Raw genomic sequence first — 16111 nt, forward strand, 5'->3', positions numbered from 1 at the left:
GTGCGCTTGAGCCGTACGTTCGCGGGGCGGGTGGGTCATCCCTTCGTGGCGCCCGTGGTCAGGCCTCCGACGAGCTGGCGTTCGGCGACCGCGTAGAAGGCGAGCGCCGGAACCATGGCCAGCACGAGGTAGGCGAAGACGCGTGCGGTGTCCGAGGCGTACTGGCCCTGGAACTGCTGGACGCCGACCGGGATGGTCCACCACGTGGGTTCGTTGAACACGAGCAGCGGCAGCAGGAAGTTGTTCCAGCTGCCGACCACGGCGAGGACGGAGACGGTGCCGAGCGCGGGCCGCGCCATGGGCAGCAGGACCCGCCAGAAGAAGCCGTACGGGCCGCAGCCGTCGAGGGTGGCCGCCTCCTCCAGTTCGCCGGGGATCTGGCGGAAGAAGCCGCGCAGGATGACGATCGTCACCGGCAGTCCGAAGGCGGCCTGCGGGAGGATCACCCCGAGCGGGTTGTCGAGCAGGTTCATGGAGCGCAGCAGCAGGAACAGCGGCAGGACCGCGACCGCGAAGGGGAACATCAGCCCCACGGTGAACAGGGTGAACAGCACCTCCCGGCCGCGGAAGGCGAACCGGGCGAAGGAGAAGGCGGCCAGTGCGGAGACCGCGACGACGAGGAGGGTCGTGGCCACCGCGATGAACGTGCTGCTGCCGACCATCCGCCAGAACGAGCCCGAGCCGAGGATGCCGGTGTAGTTGGACGTCACCCACGGGCTCGGCAGCCCGATGGGGTTGCGGGAGAGCTGGTCGGTGGACTTGAAGCCGGACAGCAGGGCGTACAGCACGGGCACGGCCATCACCGCGCCGACGACGACCAGCACGGCGTGCACCGGCAGGGTGCGCGCCCGGGTGGCGCCCTTGCGCGGCCGCCGGGTGGTGGGACGGCCGGTCCTGGTGAGCGTCATGCGCCGCCTCCTCGCATCGTGGTGGTGGCTCCTTCGAGGTCGCGGCGCAGCACGAACCGCTGGTAGGCGACGGCGAAGACGAGGCTGATGCCGAACATGACCACGCTGATCGCGCTCGCGTAGCCGACCTGGTACCGCTTGAAGCCGTACTGGAACATGGTCACGGCCATCGTCTCCGAGTGGTGGTCGGGGCCGCCGGTGGTGACCACCCACACCAGGTCGAAGAGCTGGATGGAGCCGATGACCGACAGGAACGCGCTGATGCGCAGTGTGGGGGCCAGCAGCGGCAGGGTGACGCTGCGGAACCGCTGCCAGGGCCCCGCGCCGTCGATCAGGGCCGCCTCGGTCAACTCGGCCGGGATGGCCTGCAGTCCGGCCAGGTAGAGCATCATGTGGAAGCCGAAGTACTTCCACATCATGACGAGGAACAGGGTCGCCATGACGGTGGAGGGGTCGGAGAACCACTTCCCGCCGAGACCGCCGAGGCCGACGTCGCCCAGCAGGTGGTCGGCGAGTCCGTCGTCCGGGGCGAAGAGCATGCTGAACAGCACACCGGTGATGGCCTCGGACAGGACGTACGGGGCGAAGAACAGCATCCGGTAGACCGCCCGGCCGCGCAGCCGCTGGTTGAGCAGGACGGCCATGGCGAGCGCGAACGGCAGTTGCAGCGCGAGCGAGAGGACGACGAGCACCAGGCAGCGCCACAGGTCGCCGAGGAACACCGGGTCCTGGAAGAGCCGGGTGAAGTTGTCGACGCCCGTGTAGTCGGAGGGCATGCCGAAGCCGCCCCAGCGGAAGAACGCCGCGTACACGGCGAACAGCAGCGGCAGCAGGACCAGGACGCCGAACAGCACCAGGGCCGGGAGCTGGAACGACATGGCGGTGAGCCAGTGCAGCGCGCGGCGCCGGGCCCGCCCGCGGTCCGTGGCGGCGGCCGGGGGCGGGACGACGGCACCCGGGCCGGAGCGTTTGTCCGGGAGGAAGGTGGAGGTCATCGCCGGCTACTGCTCTTCCTTCGCCGTCTTGGTGATGGACTGCGCGACCTGCTCGGGCGACTTGGAGCCCGCGATGAGGGCGGCGACGCTGTCGTTGACCTCCTGGCCGACGGCGGGCGCGTAGGCCTGGTCGAGGTAGAGCTGGAAGCCGGTGGCGCTCTTCAACTGACCGTTGACGGCCTTGAGGTTGGGGTCGGCCAGCGCGTCCTCGGCCGCGGTGACCACCGGGATGACTCCGGTCTTGGCGACCAGGGTCCGGTCGGTGGCCGCAGAGGCGAAGAACTTCAGGAAGTCGATCGCGGCCTGCGGGGCGCCCTTGCGCAGGGCGTGCCCGCCCCCTCCGCCGAACACCTCGGTGAGGGAGCCCTTGCCGCCCTCGACCGCGGGGAAGGGGAAGAAGCCGAGGTCCTTGCCGATGCCCTTGCCTTCGCTCTGCTCCGTCTGGGGCGCCCACTGGCCCATCAGCTCCATGGCCGCCTTGCCGTTGCCGACGGCCGCGGCCTGGCCGGTGGGGGTGGAGTAGGCGGCGCCGAGGAAGCCCGTCTGGAACGGCTGCAGTTGGACGAGGTCCTTCAGGTGCTGACCGGCCTGTACGAACCCCGCTCCCGTGAAGTCCTTGCTGTCACTGGCCTTCTGCAGGGCGTCGATGCCGGCGGTGCGCATCGCGAGGTAGGCCCAGTAGTACATGCCGGGCCACTTCTCCTTGCCCGCGAGGGCGATGGGCGTGATGCCGGCGGACTTCAGCTTGCGCACGGCGTCGAGGAACGCGCTCCAGGTGGTCGGGGGCGTGCTCACGCCGGCCCGCCGGAAGAGCGCCTTGTTGTACCAGAAGCCGACCATCCCCATGTCGAACGGGATGCCGTAGACCTTGTCGTCCAGCAGGTACGGCTGCCGTGCCACCGACAGCAGCGAGCCGCTCCACGCCTTGGTGCTGTCGGTGAGGTCCTCGACCAGCCCGGCGTCGACCTGCTGTTTGAGGACGCCACCGCCCCAGGTGTGGAAGATGTCCGGCAGCTTCCCGGAAGCGGTCAGCGCCGTCATCTTCGACTTGTACGCCTCGTTCTCCAGCGCGACGATCTTGATCTTCACCTTGGGGTTCTGTGCCTCGAACTGCCGGGCCAGGGAGGCCCAGACGCTCTTCGCGGGGTTCGTGGTGGTGATGTTCCACCACTCGATCGTGGTCGTCCCCGACGACCCTCCGTCCGAGCCGCCGCCTCCGCAGGCGCTCAGTGCCGTCATTCCCAGGCCGGCGGCGGAGGCGGCCAGGAAGCCGCGGCGGGACAGAGCCGGGTCGCCCATCATGAGCTCCTTGGGGTACGGGACGGAACGTCCACATCCGTCCGACGAGTTGATCAGAACAGCCAGGACTGAAAATTTCCGAAACGCTCCGGAAACGGGACTGCTGCCGCACCCTAGAGACAGCCCATGAAACGTGGCAACCCCCTGTACGCCGCGAATCTCTCCTCAACCGGAACGCCGTTCGGGGGCGTTGACAGCCTCTGGGTCGCCCCGTAACTTCCGAGCACGTCCGTCCGAGAATTTCTGACGGATTCCGGAAACCCCTGGGATCAAGGAGTTCCATGGTCCAGCCCTGGCAGGACACGACGCTGCCCGCCCCCGTACGCGCGGCCGATCTGCTGGCCCGGATGACCCTGGAGGAGAGACTCGCCCAGCTCTACAGCGTCTGGCCCGGCTCCTCCGCCGACGGCGGCGAGGACGTGGCCCCGCTCCAGCACGAGGTGTCCGAGGACGTCGCCGTCGATGCCCTGCTCCCCCATGGACTGGGCCAGGTGACCCGCCCGTTCGGTACCGCTCCGGTCGACCCGGCCGAAGGTGCCGCACGGCTCGCGGCCCTGCAGCGGCGGATCGTGGCGGCGAACCGCTTCGGGATTCCCGCACTGGCCCACGAGGAGTGCCTGACCGGCTTCACCGCCTGGCGCGCCACGGTCTTCCCGACGCCGCTGGCGTGGGGCGCGTCCTTCGATCCGGCACTGATCGCGGAGATGGCGGCCGGCATCGGCGACGGCCTGCGCGAGGCCGGCGTCCACCAGGGGCTCGCGCCCGTGCTCGACGTGGTCCGCGACCCCCGCTGGGGCCGTACCGAGGAGTCGATCGGCGAGGACCCGTACCTGGTGGGGACCATCGGCACGGCCTACGTGCGCGGCCTGCAGTCCGCCGGGGTCATCGCCACGCTGAAGCACTTCGCGGGCTACTCGGCCTCGCGCGGCGCCCGCAACCACGCGCCCGTGTCGATGGGACCGCGGGAGCTGGCGGACGTGATCCTGCCGCCGTTCGAGATGGCGGTGCGCGACGGCGGGGCACGGTCGGTGATGCCCGCCTACAACGACCTCGACGGACTGCCCGCCCACGCCCACGCGCCGTTGCTGACCGAACTGCTGCGGGAGACATGGGGGTTCCAGGGCACGGTCGTCTCCGACTACTTCGCCGTGTCCTTCCTCGAGTCCGCCCACCGCGTGACGGGCTCCCCCGGCGGGGCCGCCGCACTGGCCCTGACCGCGGGCGTCGACGTGGAACTGCCCGCCGTACGCTGCTTCGGCAGCCCCCTGCTCGAGGCGGTCCGCTCGGGTGAGGCACCCGAGCCCGCGGTCGACCGCGCCGTGCTGCGTGTGCTGACCCAGAAGTGCGAACTCGGGCTGCTGGACCCGGACTGGGCGCCCAAGCCGCCGCCCGTCCTCGACCTGGACCCGCCGCGGCTGCGGGAGCTGGCGGCGCGGGTCGCCGAGGAGTCGGTGGTGCTGCTCGCGCACACGGGCGGTGTGCTGCCGCTCGGCGACGGGGGGCGGATCGCCGTCGTGGGCCCGCTCTCCGACGACCCCGCAGGGATGATGGGTTGCTACGCCTTCCCGCGCCATGTCGGCGTGGAACACCCCGATGTGGAGATGGGGGTGGCGGTGCCGACCGTGCGGGAGGCGCTGGCGGCGGAGTTCCCGAGTGCTCGGCTCGTCGACGACCCCGCCGGGGCGGATGTGTGCATCGCGGTGCTCGGGGACCGCTCAGGGCTGTTCGGGCGCGGCACCTCGGGTGAGGGCTGTGACGCGCCGGACCTGGAACTCCCCGACGGCCAGGGCGAGTTGCTGGACGCGCTGCTGGAGACCGGGACCCCGGTGGTCCTCGTGCTGCTGACCGGACGGCCCTATGCGCTGGGCCGCTGGGCCGACCGGGCGGCCGCCGTGGTGCAGGCGTTCTTCCCGGGGCAGGAGGGCGGCCGGGCCGTCGCCGGGGTGCTGTCCGGCCGGGTCAACCCCTCGGGGCGGCTGCCGGTGAGCGTGCCGCGGGAGCCCGGCGGACAGCCGTGGACGTACCTCACCCCGCCGCTGGGACACCTCAGTGGGGCGAGCTCCATCGACCCGACCCCGCTGTTCCCGTTCGGGCACGGGCTGTCGTACACGCGCTTCGACTGGGAGACGCCGCAGGTCGACGACCCGGTCCTGGCCACGGACGGCGAGACCTCGCTGCGGCTCACGGTCCGCAACACCGGGGAGCGCGCCGGCACCGAGGTCGTGCAGATCTATCTGCGCACTCCCGTGGCCCGGGTGACGCGTCCGGTGACCCGGCTGATCGGCTACGCACGGGTGCCGCTGCGGCCACAGGAGTCCGCGGTGGTCCAGGTCACGGTACCGGCGGACGTGGCGGCCTACACGGGCCCCGACGGCTCACGGATCCTCGAACCGGGTTCGCTCTTCATCGATCTGGCCGCCTCCAGCACGGACACCCGCCACACGGTCGAGCTGACGCTGACGGGCGGGAAGCGGGTGCTGGGGCACGACCGCCGCTTCGGGTGCGAGGTGAGCGTGAAATAGCCGGGCGGCCCGGCCGCTGCGGTGAAACGATCGGGGTCGAATCCACATCGATCACCGCCGAAAGGGAGGCGCCCGCGTGAAGTTCGTCCTGGAGGTCGACATGGGGGAGAACGGCTGGGACGGGAACGCCGCCGAGGAGTTGGGGCGGATTCTGCGGTACTGGGGCGGGAACCTCAAGCACTACGACATGAAGCCCGGAGACGAGTCGGCCGTATACGACTCAGCTTTCCGGGAGGTGGGGCGCTGGGCCGTCACGGCCAAGTGATTCCGGGGGCCGGCCGGCAGCCCCACTCTGTCCGGCCGGCCCCCGGCGGGGGATCGCGTGGCGCGCCGCGACAGGGCTCGCACTCCCCAGTCACGAGCCTTGGATCCATGCTCGCGTCAGTCCGCGCGATCCCGGTCTCTTAGAACGCGAAGACGTAGGTCCCGTAGGAGTTCTTCACGCACTCGTTGGCGAAGGTGCGCTGGTAGTCGACGCGCTTGCCCTGCCACACGCCCTGCACGGTGACGACCACCGGGTTGTACAACTTGGTGCACATGACGCCCTCCCGGTAGGTCAGGGCGTCGAAGTCGCCGCCGACGGCGCGGAGTTCGGCACAGGCGTCGGGGGCGTCGGGGTGGCTGCCGGAGGCGGTCGGGGCGCAGTTCAAGGTGACCGCGCGTTCCGGAGTGGCGGTGGCGGCCTGTTGGCCGTGGCCCACGGTCATCACGAGCGCCGAAGGGGCGTAGAGGCTCGCGGGGGCGGCGGTCGGGGCGGCGAGCGCGGACCCCGTGAGGGGGCCGCAGACGGCGGTGGCCGTCAGGGTGAGGGTCGCTGCCCAGCGCGCGGTGTTCGGCATCGTGTGCATCCTTCCGCTCGGGTCGGGTCGGCGGCACAGCTCCGACGGAACGTGTGCCGGAGCCGTCCGGTCGGGGTGCCGGTTCGGCGAGCGCGAGTCTGCCGACTCCCGACACGAAACTCACATCGGCACCGCACATTTCAGTAACTTTGAGTATTGAAACAGTGGCGTGAAGTCACAGAAGTCGAACGCTCGAGGCCTGAAACTGAGCGGTTGAGGGTCACTGAAATCGGTCGGATGGCCGGATTCCCCCTGTTCGGCAATAGGCCTGAAACATTCCGCTTAGCCGCTTGAGCAAGCGCTGTCTTCCCCCGGCGGCTGCGGGCCACGGCTCGCCGCGGCCCGGGGACCGGACGCCGAGGGCCGGGGCCCCGGGCGCACACGGGGGGGGTGGGCCGAACCGGTCGGCTCACCCCCTGGCCGGACTCCCGCGTCAGCCCGCGGCGGGGCCGCCCCGTTCGGCGTCGGCCCGCGGCCCCTCGGCCCCGTCATCGACGCGGGTGGCGCCGGACGGCGGCGGCCCCGTGACCGTCACCCGGGCCGGGCGCAGCAGGCGGTCGCCGACCCGGTAGCCGGGGGTCAGGATCTCCGTGCAGGTCAGGGTGTCGGCGTCCGGGGCGATCACATGGGTGACCGCCTCGTGCCACTCGGGGTCGAACGGCTCGCCCTCCTCCCCGAACGTCTGCAACCCCACGGAGCCGAGCTGGGTCTCCAGGACGTCCGCGACGGCCCGGAGACCCGGTGTCATCGCCTCCTGCCTGCGGGCGGCCTCGACGGCGTCCAGCACGGGCAGCAGTGCGCGCAGGACGTTCTCGGCGGCGATCTCGCGCACCGCCATCCGGTCGCGCCGCACCTGCTTGCGGTAGTTGTCGTACTCGGCCTTCATCCGCTGCAGGTCGGCGGTGCGCTCGTCGAGCAGACGCCGCAACTCCGTGCTCTGCGGCCGGCTCCGGTCCATGGTCAGCCCGCCCGTGACGTGTCGTCGTCGTCCACGATCTCGGCGTCCACGACCTCCTCCTCGGCCTTGGCACCACCGGTCGCCGCTCCCTGCTCCGAGGTCGCGCCGCCCTCCGCGCGCGTCTTCTCGTACATGGCGCTGCCGATCTTCTGGGCCGCTGCGGCGGCCTTGTCGAGGGCCTGCCGGATCGCCGCGGTGTCGTCGCCCTTGAGCTTCTCCTTCAGTTCGGCGAGGGCACCCTCCGTCTCGCTCCTCACGTCGGCGGGGATCCGGTCCGCGTTGTCGGCGATGAGCTTCTCCGTCTGGTAGACGAGCTGCTCGCCCTGGTTGCGGGTCTCGGCGGCCTCGCGGCGCGTGCGGTCCTCCTCGGCGTGCTGCTCGGCCTCGCGGACCATGCGGTCGATGTCGTCCTTCGGCAGGGCGGAGCCGCCGGTGACGGTCATCTTCTGCTCCTTGCCGGTGCCGAGGTCCTTCGCCGTGACGTGCATGATGCCGTTGGCGTCGATGTCGAAGGACACCTCGATCTGCGGCACACCGCGCGGGGCGGGCGGCAGACCGGTCAGCTCGAACATGCCGAGCTTCTTGTTGTACGCCGCGATCTCGCGCTCGCCCTGGAAGACCTGGATCTGCACGGACGGCTGGTTGTCCTCGGCCGTGGTGAAGATCTCCGAACGCTTCGTGGGGATGGTGGTGTTGCGCTCGATCAGCTTGGTCATGATGCCGCCCTTGGTCTCGATGCCGAGGGACAGCGGGGTGACGTCGAGGAGCAGGACGTCCTTGACCTCGCCCTTGAGGACACCGGCCTGCAGCGACGCGCCGACGGCCACGACCTCGTCCGGGTTCACGCCCTTGTGCGGCTCCTTGCCGGTCAGTTCCCGCACCAGGTCGGTCACCGCCGGCATGCGGGTGGAGCCGCCCACGAGGATCACGTGGTCGATGTCGGACACCTTGATTCCGGCGTCCTTCACCGCCTGGTGGAACGGCCCCTTGCAGCGCTCCAGCAAGTCGGCGGTGAGTTGCTGGAACTGGGCGCGGGTGAGCTTCTCGTCCAGGTGCAGCGGGCCCTCGGCGGACGCGGTGATGTAGGGCAGGTTGATGGTCGTCTCGGACGAACTCGACAGCTCGATCTTGGCCTTCTCGGCGGCCTCGCGCAGCCGCTGCACCGCCATCTTGTCCTTGGACAGGTCGATCCCGTAGGCGTTCTTGAACTGCTTCACCAGGTGGTCGACGAGCCGCTGGTCCCAGTCGTCGCCGCCCAGCCGGGTGTCGCCGTTGGTGGCCTTCACCTCGATCACGCCCTCGCCCATCTCCAGCAGGGACACGTCGAAGGTGCCGCCGCCGAGGTCGAAGACGAGGACCGTCTGGTCGTTCTCCTTGTCCAGTCCGTACGCCAGCGCGGCCGCCGTCGGCTCGTTGATGATCCGCAGGACGTTGAGACCCGCGATCTCCCCGGCTTCCTTGGTGGCCTGCCGCTGGGCGTCGTCGAAGTACGCGGGCACGGTGATCACCGCGTCGGTGACGTCCTCACCGAGGTAGGCCTCCGCGTCCCGCTTCAGCTTCTGCAGCACGCGCGCGGAGATCTCCTGGGCCCGGTACTGCTTGCCGTCGATGGTGCCGCTCTCCGGGAAGCGCCAGCTCTGGTCGCCCATGTGGCGCTTGACGGAGCGTGCGGTGCGCTCGACGTTGGTCACCGCCTGCCGCTTGGCGACCTCGCCGACCAGCACCTCGCCGTTCTTGGCGAACGCCACGACCGACGGCGTGGTCCGGGCTCCTTCGGTGTTGGTGATGACGGTGGGCTCGCCGCCTTCGAGCACCGAGACCACCGAGTTCGTGGTGCCGAGGTCGATACCGACCGGACGTGCCATGGGGCTCTCCCTCCTCGTCGTCCGTCTTCCTCCAGCGGGTCAAGCGGGTCAGAGGGTCCGTCGCACCCGGACCGGACCCGCGCGCAGCAGTGGCGTCCGCGCCGGAATCCGTCCGGTGCCGGTCGTCACGACGGCCGCGACACGCCGGGCCGGGGCGGGAGCCGCGCGCCGACGGCGGTCGAGGGCCGCGCGAGCGGCGGGGTCACGGAGGGTTTCGTAGGCGGCGAGCACCCGCGCGAACGCCTCCTCGGGCACCTCGTCCGACCGGGTGTCGGGGTGCAGTCGGCGCAGCAGGCGCCGGTACGCGGAGGTGATCCGCTCGGCCGGGGCCGAGGGGTCCACCCCGAGGACGTCGTACGGGTCCGGCACGGCGCCGGCGGCTGTCCGCATGTCCACCGGTCCCACCTCCTCGCCGACTGCGAGCGGCCCGGCGACTGCCCCTCCGGGCTGCGGTTTCGCACCTGACTTCTTCACTAGTCTGAATAAAACTTGAGTCACCTCTTGTCAAGACTGACCCAGCGGGGTATAGGGGGTGTCGGTGGGCACTCCGGGCTCCCGGAGCCCGGAACCCGGACGGACGGTCTCCGCCAGGCGAAAGGGGTCGACCGATGATCCTCATGCGTACCGAACCCTTCCGTGACCTCGACCGGCTCGCCCAGCAGGTCGCCGGCGCCCTCCCCGGCCCGGCACCGATGCCCGTGGACGCGTACCGGAGCGGGGCCTCTTTCATCGTCCACTTCGATCTGCCGGGCGTCGATCCGGAGTCCGTCGACGTGAACGTGGAGCGCAACGTCCTGACCGCGCGGGCCGAGCGTCCCGCTCCCGACGTGGAGGAGGCGGCCCTGCTGGTCGCCGAGCGGCCCCACGGTGTCTTCAGCCGCCGGCTGTTCCTGGACGAATCCCTGGACGTCGACCGGATCACCGCCGAGTACGAGGCCGGCGTGCTCACGCTGCGCATCCCGGTGGTGGACCGGGCGAAGCCCCGCCGGATCGAGATCAGCCGCGCGGAGCGGGAGGCCCGGCAGACCACCACGTGACAGACACCGGACCCGGCGGGCGCCCCCGTGGGCGCCGCCCGGAGCGTCCGTCCGCTGCGAACCGACCGGAGGTGGTGTATGTGATCACCGAACTGGCCGTCGAACGTGTCGAGTTCACCTGTGGCTCCTGCTGGCACCGCTGGAGCGTCGACTACGACGTCCAGCGGTCCGTGGACGGCCACGGGGACGAGTGGGAGTACTTCTACCGCGACAACACCCCTGTGCCCTCCCCGTACACGCTGGAGGGTGCACCGCCGTGCGCGCACTGCGGCCGCCGCTGGGTCGGCCGCCTGGTGGCGCGCCGCCCGGTGCCGCTGCCCGGCGGCTCACAAGCACCGCGCAGCGCGGTGACCGGGGAAGGCGGCCACCGCCCGGAGCGGCACGACGCACCGCTGTTGTCCGCCGACGCCCATCCTCAGCCGGAGGCGGCTTCCGGGCGCTCGTCCGGGTGACCGTCCGTCCCGCTCCGCGCCGCGGCCGCAGCGGCCGCGGCGCGCGCGGCGGCCAGGTCCTCCTCCAGGGTCCCCACCCGCTCGCGCAGCGTCAGCACGCGCCGCACTCCCGGCAGGGTCACCCCTTCGGCGATCAGGTCCATCACCTCGGCGACCCGGTCGATCTCCCGACGGGAGTAGCGGCGCTGGCCGCCCGCGGAACGGGAGGGGACCACGATGCCGTGGGCGTCCAGACGCCGCAGGAAGGCGGGCTGGACGCCCAGTATCTCGGCGACCTGACCGATCGTGTACAGCGCGGCATCGGCATCGTCGATGGAAAGGGACGCCATTCTCGGCTCCTCGGTCCGACGGGCCAGACCTCGAACTCAGGTTACAGATTTCCTGTCTGTCCGAGAACAGGGTCGGAGCGCAACCGGGCCATGTGCGCGCAGTGGACGATTCCTCCGCTGCGCGCACGGAAGGGCGGTGGCCAGGGTGGGTGGCGGGGCCAGGGACGTGACGCCGGTCAGGGGGCGAGCGTGCGCGCGATGTCCAGGGTGAGGCGCTGCCAGGGGTCGCGGGGGTCGCGGGACGTCAGGGTGTGCACGCGGCGCAGGCGGTAGCGCAGGGACTGGGGGTGGAGATGCAGAGCGCGGGCGGCGGCGGTGGCCGAGCCCGTGTCGATGTACGCCGTCAGGGCCTGGAGCAGGTGGCGTTGCTCCGGCTCGGTGAGCGGTCCGAGGACGAGGCGGGCGATGTGCTCCGGCGTGGCGGCCGGGCGGCCGGCGAGCAGGGCGAGGACGTGGGCGTCGGCGTCCGTGAGGAGGCGGCCGGGCCGGTGGGCGTGGGCGGGGGCCGTGTCGAGGGCGTCGGCCGCCAGCCGGTGGGCGACGGCCACCCGGTCCAGGCCCTCGCCGGTGATCGCACAGCCACGCCACGCGCGGGCGTCCAGGAGCGCCGCCGCCCTGCCGGTGGCCGTGGCGGGCAGCAGCAGGACGGCGCGGGACCCCCGCACCGTCGACAGTGACGCGGCGCCGTCGGCGAGCGCGCCCCCGAGCCCTGCGGCGGCCTCGTACGACATGTCGGGGCCGCCCCCGGTCGTGGGCTCGGCCACCAGCAGGCAGTAGGGGTCGGGGAGCTGGACGCCCAGCCGGGCGGAGCGGTCCGTCAGCGCGCCCGCCGAGGCGTGCCGGCCGGCGATCAGGTCGTCGAGCAGCAGTCGCAGCGCGCGGTCCCGGTCCCCGGACAGGTCCTCGGTGGTCGCGGCGTACGCCGTGGCCATCTCCTCCGACAGCGTGTCCAGGGCCGTCAGCAGCACCCGGGCCAGTGCGAGGCCGTCCGCCGCCGTGAGGGCGCGGGCACGGGCGGCGACCTGGTCGGTGAGGACGGTCGCGGCCACCCGGTAGGCGCGCAGCACGGCCTGCACGGGCCGGCCGTCGGCCGCGCGGGCCGCCGCGATCCCGCGGAAGCGGCGCAGATCGGCCGGTTCCAGGGCGCCGTCGGTGGCCCACAGGTGCAACAGCCGCTCCACGCCCCAGGCCGCGATGGCCCGCACCTCCGGGAGCCGGCTGCCGTCGAGCGCGGCGTACACCGGGACCGTCGCGTGGACGGCGGCGACGACCGCCTCCACGACCCGCGGGTCGGCGACGATCTCCGCCCGGACGGCACTCCGGGGCTCGAGCGGCTCACTTGTCACAGGGTGATGATTCCAGCCGTGCGATGTGCGCACCACGGTGGACGGGCCTTGTCACGGTCGCCAGGATCGTCGGCGTACGGCTCGGTCGTACAGCACGGTCGTACGGCGCGGCCGTACGGCGCGGTCTCCAGGACGAGCGGCGGGAGGTACGGGATGGCGAAGCACTGGGCCGACTTCCAGTACGAGATCTATCTCAACGGCATGACGGGCGCCGTACCGCGGCTGCCCACCGATCTGACCCGGCTGGAGGAGCTGACCGAGCGGCGGCTCGGACCCGGCCCAGTCGGCTATGTGGCGGGCAGTGCGGGCACCGGCAGCACCGCCCGGGCGAACCGCGCCGCGCTCGAACGGCGCCGGATCGTGCCGCGCATGCTGCGGGACGTGCACGAACGTGATCTGACCGTCGAGGTGCTGGGGCGGCGGCTGCCCGCACCGCTGGCCCTGGCTCCGATCGGCGTGCTGTCGATCATGCATCCGGACGCGGAGCCGGCGGCGGCTCGGGCCGCTGCGGCGCAGGGCGTGCCGTACATCCTGTCCTTGGCGTCCAGCACGCCGATGGAGCAGGTCGCCGAGGCGTCGGGCGACGGTGAGCGCTGGTTCCAGTTGTACTGGGCGAAGGATCGCGAGGTCACCCGCAGTTTCCTGACCCGGGCGAGGGCGGCGGGTTACACGGCACTGTTCGTCACGCTGGACACGCCGCTGCTGGCCTGGCGGCCCCGCGACCTGGACCAGGCGTATCTGCCGTTCCTGCACGGCGTGGGCACCGCGAACCACTTCACCGACCCCGCGTTCCAGGCGGGCCTCGCCAAGCCGGTGCACGAGGACCCCGACGCGGCCGTGCTGCACTTCGTGAACATGTTCGCGGATCCCGGCAAGACCTGGCCGGACCTGGCCTTCCTGCGTGAACACTGGGACGGCCCGATCGTCCTGAAGGGCGTCCTGCACCCCGACGACGCCCGTGCGGCCGCCGACGCCGGGATGGACGGTGTGGTGGTCTCCAACCACGGCGGCCGGCAGGTGGCCGGTTCCGTGGCCGCCGCGGACGCGCTGCCGCGGGTGGTGGAGGCGGTCGGGGACCGGCTGACCGTGCTGTTCGACAGCGGGATCCGCACCGGTGACGACGTGTTCAAGGCGGTGGCGCTGGGCGCGCGGGCGGTGCTCCTGGGACGGCCGTACGCCTACGGGCTGGGGCTCGACGGCCAGGCGGGCGTCGAGCATGTCATCCGCTGTCTGCTCGCCGAGTTCGACCTCACCCTCGCCCTGTCCGGGCACGCCCGCCCCGCCACTCTCGGCCCCGCCGACCTGATCGAGGAAACCCCATGAGCGACACGACCGACACGAGCGACACGAGCGACACGAGCGACACGACCGTCACGGCAGAGACGGCAGACACGGGAGATACGGCCGACGCGGCGGACACGGCAGGCACCAAGAACGTCCTTGCCGTCGTCTCGCCGCACGTGGGCGGGCGGCAGGCGGGCGCCGCGCTCGCCACCCTCTTCCCCGCCGACGCCCGGGTGACCGTGGTGGAGACGACCGGCGAGGATCCCGCGGCGCTGCGCGCGGCGCATGTCATCGTCACCGGACTGGGCCCCGTCACCGCCGAACACATCGCCGCGGCACCGGAGTTGACGCTGATCCAGTGCGCGAGCCATGGCTTCGACTACGTCGACCTGGACGCGGCCCGTGCCCGGAACATCCCCGTGTGCACCATCGGCTCCAGCGGCGCCGAGAAGCAGAACGTGGCCGAGCAGACCTTCGCGCTCATGCTCGCCCTGGCCAAGCAACTGGTGCCGGCGCACACCGCGCTGGTCGACGCCGACTGGGCGCTGCCCCGGCTGCAGCAGTCGATCACGGAACTGTCCGGCAAGACCCTCGGCATCGTCGGGCTCGGCCACATCGGCCAGGAGGTGGCGCGCCGGGCCGCCGCCTTCGACATGGCGATCGTGTACGCGGGCCCGGAGCCGGTGGACGCGGAGACGGAGGCCCGGCTCGGCGCCCGGTACGTGGACCTCGACGAACTGCTGCGCACCTCCGACTACGTGACGCTGCACGCGCCGCTCACCGACGCGACCCGGCATCTGCTGAACGCCGAGCGCCTGGCGCTGCTGAAGCCGACCGCGTTCGTGGTCAACACGGCGCGGGGTGCCCTGATAGACCAGGACGCGCTCGCCGACGCGCTGGAGCGGGGCGCGCTGGCCGGGGCCGGGATCGACGTCTTCGACCCCGAACCGCCCACCCCGACCCTGCGCCTGCTCAAGGCGCCGAACGTGGTGCTGTCCCCGCATGTCGCCGGTGTCACCCGCGAGACGCTGGTGCGCATCGCGCTGGCGGCGGTCCGCAACGCGGCGGACTTCCTGGCGGGCGGGGAACCCAGGGACGTCGTGTCCTGACGCCACCTCAGGACAGGTGCTCCCCCTGGGTGTGGCGCACACACTCCAGGACGACCTCGCGCAGGCTCCCGGTCCGCTCCATCAGCTCCCGCTGCACCCGGGCGCCGTTCCCCCGCTCCAGCAGTCCGGTCACGGCCTGGTCGGCCCGGTCGAGGTCACCGGTGCCGGCCAGCGCCTCACCGACGTGGTCGAGCAGGTCCCGCACCACCGACTCCGCCGGCATGCGCCGCATCGTCCTCGGGTGCAGCAGCTCTCGCGCCAGGCCGGCCCGGGCGGCCTGCCAGGCGGCCAGCCGCAGCAGACTCACGCTGTGGTCCACCGGCTCCCGGCCCTCCCGCCACTCGCGCGCGGCGGTCTCCACCAGGCCGCGGGCGAGGGTGGCGATCAACTGCGCGGTGTCCGCGTGCAGGCAGACGTCGGGAACCCGGATCTCCACCGTCGGGTACCGCTCGGACAGGCGCGCGTCGAAGTAGACCATCGCCTCGTCGAGGATGACTCCGGTGGCGACCATGTCGGCCACCCGCCGGTGGTACCGCTCGGGCGACCCGAACAGCTCGGTCGGCCCCGCGGAGGGCCAGCGCCCCCACACCCGGCTGCGGTAGCTGTCGTAGCCGGAGTCCCTGCCCTGCCAGAACGGGGAGTTGGCGCTCAGGGCGACCAGTACCGGGAGCCAGGGCCGCACGCGGTCGACCACCGCGACGGCCTCCTCGTCCGACTCGACCGAGACGTGCACATGGCAGCCGCAGACCAGTTGTTCCCGTGTGGCGATGCCGTACTGCTCGGCCATCCACTGGTAGCGGCGGTTCATGCTGATGGACGGGCTCACCGGCAGCGGTGAGGTGGCCAGCGCGGCCACCGTGCAGCCGATCTCCCCGGCGTGCTCGGCCGCCTCCCTGCGGCAGCGGACGATCTCGGCGCCGAGTCGCGTCATGTCCGTCTGCGGGTGCGTGGCGAACTCCAGCATCTGGCCATAGAGCTCCTTCTCGAACAGGCCCTCGTCCGCGTCGTCCAGCGCGGCGCGGGCGAGCACCGCGGCCGACAGCGCCTTCGGCTCACCTGTTTCCGGGTCGACCAGGAGGAGTTCCTCTTCCACTCCGACGGTCCGCACGTCATGCCGCCTCTCTGTCCGTCTGCCGCGACACCCGGGGATCACGGGGTCATCCGCCCA

General features: G+C 71.8%; 16 protein-coding genes. 6 read left to right on the forward strand and 10 right to left on the reverse strand.

What is annotated here, in order from left to right; genetic code table 11:
• Positions 1 to 35: 35 nt before the first annotated feature.
• Genes ACZ4SW_RS21620 through ACZ4SW_RS21630 form a run of 3 tightly spaced genes read right to left on the reverse strand, consistent with a single transcriptional unit; the run spans position 36 to position 3202 of the window.
• Positions 36 to 908: a carbohydrate ABC transporter permease gene (locus ACZ4SW_RS21620; RefSeq protein WP_468246509.1), complete on the reverse strand. Its 873-nt coding sequence runs from the start codon at positions 906 to 908 to the stop codon at positions 36 to 38.
• Entirely contained in the window at positions 905 to 1903 is a 999-nt protein-coding gene (locus tag ACZ4SW_RS21625) for a carbohydrate ABC transporter permease (RefSeq protein ID WP_468246515.1), read from the reverse strand. The genes ACZ4SW_RS21620 and ACZ4SW_RS21625 overlap by 4 nt, the downstream gene beginning before the upstream one ends.
• Positions 1904 to 1909: 6 nt before the next feature.
• Complete coding sequence (locus ACZ4SW_RS21630; RefSeq protein ID WP_468246521.1) at positions 1910 to 3202, reverse strand: extracellular solute-binding protein; 1293 nt, start codon at positions 3200 to 3202, stop codon at positions 1910 to 1912.
• 281 nt (positions 3203 to 3483) lie between these two features.
• On the opposite strand from ACZ4SW_RS21630, the gene ACZ4SW_RS21635 reads away from it, so the two are divergent.
• Positions 3484 to 5724, forward strand: coding sequence for a beta-xylosidase/alpha-l-arabinosidase (locus tag ACZ4SW_RS21635; RefSeq protein ID WP_468246526.1), 2241 nt, complete (start codon positions 3484 to 3486; stop codon positions 5722 to 5724).
• Between the two features lie 76 nt (positions 5725 to 5800).
• Complete coding sequence (locus ACZ4SW_RS21640) at positions 5801 to 5989, forward strand: hypothetical protein (RefSeq protein ID WP_468246534.1); 189 nt, start codon at positions 5801 to 5803, stop codon at positions 5987 to 5989.
• A gap of 139 nt (positions 5990 to 6128) precedes the next feature.
• Here ACZ4SW_RS21640 and ACZ4SW_RS21645 read toward each other — a convergent pair whose 3' ends face one another.
• The 4 genes from ACZ4SW_RS21645 to ACZ4SW_RS21660 form a co-directional block, all read right to left on the reverse strand.
• A complete protein-coding gene (locus ACZ4SW_RS21645; protein WP_468246537.1) occupies positions 6129 to 6563 on the reverse strand; it encodes a protease inhibitor in 435 nt (144 codons plus the stop codon).
• A 433-nt stretch (positions 6564 to 6996) separates the two neighbouring features.
• Complete coding sequence (grpE, locus tag ACZ4SW_RS21650; RefSeq protein ID WP_468246542.1) at positions 6997 to 7521, reverse strand: nucleotide exchange factor GrpE; 525 nt, start codon at positions 7519 to 7521, stop codon at positions 6997 to 6999.
• Between the two features lie 2 nt (positions 7522 to 7523).
• Complete coding sequence (gene dnaK, locus ACZ4SW_RS21655) at positions 7524 to 9386, reverse strand: molecular chaperone DnaK (protein WP_468246546.1); 1863 nt, start codon at positions 9384 to 9386, stop codon at positions 7524 to 7526.
• 48 nt (positions 9387 to 9434) lie between these two features.
• Positions 9435 to 9776 (reverse strand): J domain-containing protein, encoded by a 342-nt coding sequence (locus tag ACZ4SW_RS21660; RefSeq protein WP_468246883.1) that lies wholly within the window; start codon positions 9774 to 9776, stop codon positions 9435 to 9437.
• A 218-nt stretch (positions 9777 to 9994) separates the two neighbouring features.
• Here ACZ4SW_RS21660 and ACZ4SW_RS21665 point away from each other — a divergent pair, with 218 nt between their 5' ends.
• Together ACZ4SW_RS21665 and ACZ4SW_RS21670 are read left to right on the forward strand one after the other, a co-directional pair.
• On the forward strand, positions 9995 to 10423 hold the full coding sequence (locus tag ACZ4SW_RS21665; RefSeq protein WP_468246552.1) for an Hsp20/alpha crystallin family protein: 429 nt from the start codon (positions 9995 to 9997) through the stop codon (positions 10421 to 10423).
• Between the two features lie 80 nt (positions 10424 to 10503).
• A complete protein-coding gene (locus ACZ4SW_RS21670; protein WP_468246555.1) occupies positions 10504 to 10875 on the forward strand; it encodes a hypothetical protein in 372 nt (123 codons plus the stop codon).
• Here the strand turns inward: ACZ4SW_RS21670 and ACZ4SW_RS21675 are convergent.
• Positions 10839 to 11204 (reverse strand): MerR family transcriptional regulator, encoded by a 366-nt coding sequence (locus tag ACZ4SW_RS21675; protein WP_468246559.1) that lies wholly within the window; start codon positions 11202 to 11204, stop codon positions 10839 to 10841. The two genes, ACZ4SW_RS21670 and ACZ4SW_RS21675, sit on opposite strands and share 37 nt — an antisense overlap.
• Before the next feature lie 176 nt (positions 11205 to 11380).
• On the reverse strand, positions 11381 to 12550 hold the full coding sequence (locus ACZ4SW_RS21680; RefSeq protein WP_468246565.1) for a PucR family transcriptional regulator: 1170 nt from the start codon (positions 12548 to 12550) through the stop codon (positions 11381 to 11383).
• Between the two features lie 153 nt (positions 12551 to 12703).
• Here ACZ4SW_RS21680 and ACZ4SW_RS21685 point away from each other — a divergent pair, with 153 nt between their 5' ends.
• Together ACZ4SW_RS21685 and ACZ4SW_RS21690 are read left to right on the forward strand one after the other, a co-directional pair.
• Positions 12704 to 13873 carry a lactate 2-monooxygenase gene (locus tag ACZ4SW_RS21685; protein WP_468246570.1) on the forward strand — a complete coding sequence of 390 codons (1170 nt, stop codon included), beginning with the start codon at positions 12704 to 12706 and terminating at the stop codon, positions 13871 to 13873.
• A complete protein-coding gene (locus ACZ4SW_RS21690; protein WP_468246574.1) occupies positions 13870 to 14943 on the forward strand; it encodes a 2-hydroxyacid dehydrogenase in 1074 nt (357 codons plus the stop codon). The genes ACZ4SW_RS21685 and ACZ4SW_RS21690 overlap by 4 nt, the downstream gene beginning before the upstream one ends.
• A gap of 7 nt (positions 14944 to 14950) precedes the next feature.
• Here the strand turns inward: ACZ4SW_RS21690 and ACZ4SW_RS21695 are convergent, their stop codons facing one another.
• Entirely contained in the window at positions 14951 to 16051 is a 1101-nt protein-coding gene (locus tag ACZ4SW_RS21695; RefSeq protein WP_468246577.1) for a glutamate--cysteine ligase 2, read from the reverse strand.
• Positions 16052 to 16111: the final 60 nt, after the last annotated feature.

This window comes from Streptomyces sp. NPDC028331, assembly GCF_055565775.1.